8 protein-coding genes are annotated in these 5,641 nt (G+C 53.6%); 4 read left to right on the top strand and 4 right to left on the bottom strand.

All coding sequences use genetic code 11. The features are described 5' to 3' along the window. Positions 1-1,385: 1,385 nt before the first annotated feature. Positions 1,386-1,718, bottom strand: a complete 333-nt coding sequence (locus ACXJ5O_RS17215; RefSeq protein WP_457300950.1) for a DUF6074 family protein — start codon at positions 1,716-1,718, stop codon at positions 1,386-1,388. Between ACXJ5O_RS17215 and ACXJ5O_RS17210 the strand changes: the two genes are divergently transcribed. Both ACXJ5O_RS17210 and ACXJ5O_RS17205 read left to right on the top strand, forming a co-directional pair. Further along, positions 1,717-1,920 (top strand): hypothetical protein, encoded by a 204-nt coding sequence (locus ACXJ5O_RS17210; RefSeq protein WP_457300949.1) that lies wholly within the window; start codon positions 1,717-1,719, stop codon positions 1,918-1,920. The genes ACXJ5O_RS17215 and ACXJ5O_RS17210 overlap by 2 nt on opposite strands. 257 nt (positions 1,921-2,177) lie before the next feature. Further along, on the top strand, positions 2,178-3,005 hold the full coding sequence (locus ACXJ5O_RS17205) for a hypothetical protein (protein WP_457300948.1): 828 nt from the start codon (positions 2,178-2,180) through the stop codon (positions 3,003-3,005). 271 nt (positions 3,006-3,276) lie between these two features. On the opposite strand, the gene ACXJ5O_RS17200 is transcribed toward ACXJ5O_RS17205, so the two are convergent. From ACXJ5O_RS17200 to ACXJ5O_RS17190, 3 genes are read right to left on the bottom strand one after another with little or no spacing between them, the layout of a single operon-like run. Next, positions 3,277-3,399, bottom strand: a complete 123-nt coding sequence (locus tag ACXJ5O_RS17200) for a hypothetical protein (protein WP_457300947.1) — start codon at positions 3,397-3,399, stop codon at positions 3,277-3,279. After that, positions 3,396-3,701 carry a hypothetical protein gene (locus ACXJ5O_RS17195; RefSeq protein ID WP_457300946.1) on the bottom strand — a complete coding sequence of 102 codons (306 nt, stop codon included), beginning with the start codon at positions 3,699-3,701 and terminating at the stop codon, positions 3,396-3,398. The genes ACXJ5O_RS17200 and ACXJ5O_RS17195 overlap by 4 nt, the downstream gene beginning before the upstream one ends. Continuing rightward, on the bottom strand, positions 3,698-3,883 hold the full coding sequence (locus tag ACXJ5O_RS17190) for a hypothetical protein (protein WP_457300945.1): 186 nt from the start codon (positions 3,881-3,883) through the stop codon (positions 3,698-3,700). The genes ACXJ5O_RS17195 and ACXJ5O_RS17190 overlap by 4 nt, the downstream gene beginning before the upstream one ends. A 161-nt stretch (positions 3,884-4,044) precedes the next feature. Here ACXJ5O_RS17190 and ACXJ5O_RS17185 point away from each other — a divergent pair, with 161 nt between their 5' ends. Both ACXJ5O_RS17185 and ACXJ5O_RS17180 read left to right on the top strand, forming a co-directional pair. Continuing rightward, a complete protein-coding gene (locus ACXJ5O_RS17185) occupies positions 4,045-4,251 on the top strand; it encodes a hypothetical protein (protein WP_457300944.1) in 207 nt (68 codons plus the stop codon). Then, on the top strand, positions 4,251-4,754 hold the full coding sequence (locus ACXJ5O_RS17180) for a phage terminase small subunit P27 family (protein WP_457300943.1): 504 nt from the start codon (positions 4,251-4,253) through the stop codon (positions 4,752-4,754). The genes ACXJ5O_RS17185 and ACXJ5O_RS17180 overlap by 1 nt, the downstream gene beginning before the upstream one ends. Positions 4,755-5,641 lie beyond the last annotated feature (887 nt).

Raw genomic sequence — 5,641 nt, 5'->3', positions numbered from 1 at the left:
GAGCACTGGAAGCTCAATCAGCGGCGAACGGCTATAATTGCAACCTCCTGCGCAAGGGGCATGTTCGCAGCCTAACATCTAGAAAACTTCGCGTTATAAGCGAGGTATGCTGCTAAGCTGCCTTTGAGCTACCACCTGCTCGACACCCACCAGCTGCGCCTGAGATTTGCGACGCCGCGTTAATACTCTATGCTCATATTGAAGCGATAACTTGCACAACCGCCAACCGCCCCCGGCGTGACTTGCGCATCTCGCAGAAAGCCACGTCCGACGTGCATCCAGGCTAGCGCTCTAACATTAGTGTTCCTTCCGACAAATGGATTATTTAGGTTAATATTTTTCTCCAGCCCCAGTCGAAGGTGGCCATGCAGCGTGGGGTCAAATCAACCGACTGGCCTCTCCCAGCGGTGCCAGAAAAAAACGACAGCTCACCTTTTCATGATTTCAAGCAAAACCGGTTAAATTCTTTTTATCGAATTCTGCCCCTGGAAAAAACCACACCCCGGGCCGGTCCTCCGTCAACCTTGTAAATCTTTAAGAGAGTATACCCCATACCCCATACCCAACTATTATTACATACGTTTACGAGAAAGTGTTTTCTTCTTACAAAAACTTTTCTTTTCTACTAGAAGCTATTTTATTGAATATGTTATTTTCTATAGTACTATGAATTGGAGAGCTAATCTTGAATACAGAAGCCAGGCAACATCCCCTCTGTCAGATCACTCATTACCTTTCGTATTCGCCGTAAGGAAATGCCAATGACAATATTACTGATAATGATTTTGAGCCTCTGTGGCCTTGCGGTTGTAACCCAGCCCCTATGTAATTGGTTGGAAGATAGGGTTGTCTACAAAGAYGACGGATATGGTCGAGCGCTGATGCGCTATCACGATCAAGCGAGGATGCGCGGATTGTCCTATCGTCAAACTACAGACGAACTCTTCCTGCTTGAGACGATGGCCCGGCTAAGGCGTGAAGCCAGCGATGCGGTCTCACGACAACCAGAATGCTGGTTAGACAGGCTAGCAGGTGCAAAAGCTTCCGCGGTTGAGTATATCCATTCGCAACAACCGACATTGTTGCCAGCATTTCACGCCGCGATTCGGGACCTCTCCTATGGTGATATTTTGTATCCTCGCGAAGTCGCTATCGTAGACGCCCAAATCGTTAATCTTCATCAAAGCGCAAGGCCCTCGCTGGATCAGATAGCATCATTAAGGAGAGTTCGATCTCGCTAAGATAACGCAATCCAAAATTGTTCGCTCCTCCAAGACAAGATTGGCAACAACAGTTATTCAGAATCCGGTGTGCGACAACAGCTGGTCGACATACAACGACGTTGGCCGTGTCGGAAACAAAACGATTAAAACCTTTCTTATCTATTAGGATGCGCAAAGTTCCCAAAAATACTTTGTTGCTTCGAAATCGATTATATCCGTTTCGGTGTCGCTCATCCCCGCTGCGTCGCGAGCAAACTCCAACTCCTGCAATCGTTTGATCACTGCCATTTCGAACCGGGCCACCTCCTCAAGGATCTCTTCCGTCGAAAGTCCTCGGGACCGAAGGGTATCGACCAATCGGTTGCGCGTTGTCTTGCACAGCCAGCGGCGGCGGTTCTCCTCCTTGCGAAGCGTGAGCAGCATCGCGGTTTCACGTATCAGCCATGCAGTATCTTCCATCGGAAAGCGAACAACAGATCGATGATCATGCGACATGGCTATCCTCCACCCTTTCGTGGCTGCCGCCACACTGCTCGGGGTGTTCCACCCCAAACCCCACGACAGGCCGCTTGTGCGCGGCCCCGAGCTGATCGCTGCGCGACCAGTGCTGGCCTCGGCGTTCGTTTTGGTTGCCGACCGCCAGTTCATTCTTTTGGTTTTCTTTCGTCCGCTCCGCGGCCTCGGGTGCATCTTCTGAGACATTTGAGACAAGTGTGTCGTCAGTAGTACTTATATCTATTCGCGCCGGACCTGTCTCACGCATCCGGCGATACCAAGTAGACGCCAGAAGCCGTGCGCCAATTGGATGACCACGCCGACGATCCCTTTAAATGGAAAGAGCTGTACACCAGCGCCTATGGAATCGAAGCTTAATGTGGGCACCTCCGAAATGAACTGGTCGAGCGCGAATCCGCCAGTAACCCGCTGGCAAAAGCCGAAGCGGCGAAGGAAATTATGAACCCTCTTCCTTGGATGGAGCGTATCGTCAGGCAATTTGCGATCTGGCTGGCTCGCCGTCGCCCGATACCCCCGGAAGGAATTGTCAATGCCGGTGAAGGCAATGCGGGTTATGGCTGTTTTCAGGTGGAGCTTCGTGACCAAGACGGCAACCGGTTTCTCCCGAAGAAAGTCGCATGGAGCCATACTGAAGGCCTCTGGGTGAGCGCTGGCGAGCCTGCCTACGAATGTTCGGTCAGGAACAGCACTCTTAAAGACTACGATCAAAAATACCTGCACTTCTTTCGCGGCTACACAATCACCACTAGGTCAGCGCCGCTGTTTATCCTTCAGCGCCTGTCGGGATATGCATACCTTGCACGATACTGGGACCTGTTTGCCCAACGGAGGTTTAACAAGCACAACCTTGTCCAGCAAAATCGAATTCGCGTCTTGCGGCTGATGCTTGATGAAACCATCAAGCACGATGACTTCAAAGTCTCACCAATAGGCCTTGTGGTCGAACTCTACTCTATGCGGTCGATACGTCATCCAGAAAGCGACTCGCTGATAAACTATTACGATCTGCTGCTGAAATCATTGGTTGCATCTGGCGATCTGCATCAGAACCAGAGTCTGTACCAACTTGCTCCACCAGCATTGATGACGCTTTCTGCATACGAGGAAGAAGAACGACGGCATGATGACAACGTCTGGCAGCAGAAGCTGATAGGCGCTTTGACACTCGTCTTGATCGTTGTCGGCATAGCTCAAGCCGTCGTTACGTATGCAGCCATTCCGACAGCCAATTCCGCCAATGCGTCGATGACAGCTGACCAGCCCTAAAAGGTGACTTTTGTAGTGGCCAACACACCCAATCCTGCGCCTCCCGGCTGGGGCGCCGAGGGCGCGCATCCAAATGAGCGTGGGTTTTTTGACAGCATGATTCGGAAGAAAGGCAAGGGTCAAACGGAGTATAGTCAGGTCTACCTGCATCAAAACGGCAGCCAACTCGACTATCGGCTTAATCTGACTTACAAATCCGGAATGTGGCTGTTGCACATGGGGCAACTCGTGTGGCCAATCCGCTTCAAGTTGCTAGGGATATCCGAAGCACTCAAGGATTTACGCGATACCCCCCCCTTGATCGCGCTTCGCCGTCGCCGTCCACCGCCTCGACCACAAGCGCCGCGCGTCCGGTTCCCGCCATGGCAGCGTCAAGGCGCTCGGCATCGGTCATCGCACGGACCTCAACATGGTGACGGCATCGGCGGCGGTGATCTTGTCCTTCGGTGACAGGCACTGCCGCAAGACATCGTTTTCGCTGCGCATGGCGGCAAGTTCGGCTCTCATTGAGGCCATGTCGCTGCGCACGTCGCGCAACTCTTCTTCGCGATCTTGCTGCCATTCGCGGATGGAAAGCCTGAGCTTCTGGGTGGCATCGATCGCGCTTTCCAAGACATCGATCCGCTGATCGATACCTCTCAGGGCCTCGCCTAACACGTCGCTAATGGCTTCAAGGTCGTCTTCGGCGATACTCATTGCCGCCGCTCCTGTTTCAGTGCCTCGATCTCGTTACGCAACTGCGCGACGTCGCGACCACGCTGCCTGCGTTCAGAACGCAACGCCATTTCGACGACGGTGAACATCGAAAAAAACTTCTGCGCCATCACAAGCCAGGCTGGCAGGCCCGGCTGCCGCGGCGGTGGTTGGTGGATGCTCATGCGGCGATCCTTTCCAAAGAGAGGCGCGCGCCGCCTCGTTTGACCGCCAAGCCCGGCCGGAAAACGACCAGAGATCGACGCGCGCCTGTGGTAGCATGATACCACAATGCTGTGACTTGGGGTATAGTCGAGCGATGTCGTATCCGGTTCATGATGGAAAAATGAGTGAGCGTTTTGAAGCGATGATCGCGGGTCTCGAAACGGAAGGCGGCATGTCCATCCCCAAAATTGCCGTCAAGGTTGGCTGCAGCAGGCAACAGATTTGGCGCATCGCGTCGGGCCAGTCCAAACGTCCGGGCTATGGGATTGCTGTTCGCATCGAGAAGCTCCACAGCCAGATGGTGACGAAAACGCAAGGACTCCGCTGATGGCGATGGGACGGCCACCCAAGTCGAGCGTCCTCAAGGCTGCAGAAGGCAACCGTGCAAAGAGAGGACGCGGCCGGATCAAGGAGGATGTGCGGGGTCGGGGTTTGCCGGTGCCGCCATCCAATCTTACCAAGGCTGAACTCGGTCTCTGGCGCAGCATCGTCGCCGCGCTCCCCCCTGCCCTTTTGAGTGGCGCAGATGTATCCGTGCTGGAACGGATGGTCGTGGCTTGGGCAAGGTGCCGCACGATCGAGAAAACGTTGAAGCTCGAAGGGCTTATCGTCGCGACGCCGCAAGGGCGTATCCGCAATCCGCTTGTTTCGATCCTGAAAGACACCCACACCGAAATGCACCGGTGCGGCAGCGAACTTGGGTTGTCGCCCGCCGCACGCGCAAGGTTACCGGGTGGCAACGAACCGGATACCGACGACATCATGGATGCACTGTTGGGCATGGACGGAAGTCTGGAAGCTACGTGGTGGGAGAAACCGCAACAGGCTTAGCTGCAAGCTATTCGCGCGCTTTGGATATGGTTTCAGGTGCGGATAGAGCGTACCCAATGTTTCCGAAAGAGCTCGTATTTGCTGAGTTTTTTGCAGCATCCAATAGAAAATGTATCACACCAAATATCGCACTGTGTCTCGCAAAAGGGTGCAATTGCCTATCTAAGGAGCGGTGGCTCCGTCAATGGCCGTACTGGTCCTGGCTTATCAGGATCGGGGATAGGCGGATCGTCTGGCGGCGGCGGGTACGGTTCTGGCTTTGGGGTAGGTATTGGATCACCCATATCAATGTCTCCTCATGATGAGCTGTAACTGCTTACCGCAAGCGAATGTTCCGCTCGCTAAAATGCCTTTAGTGAGGCGTTACGCTGAGCCAAGCTGCTTCGATCGCGCGCCGACACCAAAATGAACTCACCCTGTTAACGGGTGAAGCTAGGGTTCATACGGTGACTTCGTTGGCCCTTCATTCTCTGCTAGATGCGCCTCAAGTGCCGAGATTGATCCTTGTATTTCACTAAGAACGCGAAGTGATTTGTCATTCTCGCCGCTCTTTAACATCCCGGTTATTGCGACAGACCGTCTGACCTTAAGCCTCAAAAGTAGCTCGTTCCTTTCCATTTCTTCCCCTCCGTGATGCGCCCACTTGGTTATATAAAGAATTTGATGGGGTGGAATCCTAAAACCCGCTGTGGTTTTCTACCGCCATGGCAGAAGACTACAAAGCATTCTCATCCGTCACCGTCCTTACGAGCCAGCCAGGCCAGATGCTCTGCATCGGTAACGCTTACGACGYTGCCAAGATCATCCTTGAGCAATGGCCAGCCGAAAGAGGTGGCCCTAAGCTTGAGATGGCAAAGGGGATTCTTTGGAAGTGCGTGGCTGGTGAA

This window comes from Phyllobacterium sp. P5_D12 (assembly GCF_054049495.1).
The sequence above is the reverse complement of the archived record's forward strand: the minus strand, read 5'-3'. Positions and strand labels throughout refer to the sequence as shown.

Coding starts and splice junctions, on each gene's coding strand:
- ACXJ5O_RS17185 (WP_457300944.1), top strand. CDS start 4,045: ATGAGTGAGCGTTTTGAAGCGATGATCGCGGGTCTCGAAACGGAAGGC.
- ACXJ5O_RS17200 (WP_457300947.1), bottom strand. CDS start 3,399: ATGACCGATGCCGAGCGCCTTGACGCTGCCATGGCGGGAACCGGACGC.
- ACXJ5O_RS17180 (WP_457300943.1), top strand. CDS start 4,251: ATGGCGATGGGACGGCCACCCAAGTCGAGCGTCCTCAAGGCTGCAGAA.
- ACXJ5O_RS17210 (WP_457300949.1), top strand. CDS start 1,717: ATGGCTATCCTCCACCCTTTCGTGGCTGCCGCCACACTGCTCGGGGTG.
- ACXJ5O_RS17190 (WP_457300945.1), bottom strand. CDS start 3,883: ATGAGCATCCACCAACCACCGCCGCGGCAGCCGGGCCTGCCAGCCTGG.
- ACXJ5O_RS17215 (WP_457300950.1), bottom strand. CDS start 1,718: ATGTCGCATGATCATCGATCTGTTGTTCGCTTTCCGATGGAAGATACT.
- ACXJ5O_RS17205 (WP_457300948.1), top strand. CDS start 2,178: ATGAACCCTCTTCCTTGGATGGAGCGTATCGTCAGGCAATTTGCGATC.
- ACXJ5O_RS17195 (WP_457300946.1), bottom strand. CDS start 3,701: ATGAGTATCGCCGAAGACGACCTTGAAGCCATTAGCGACGTGTTAGGC.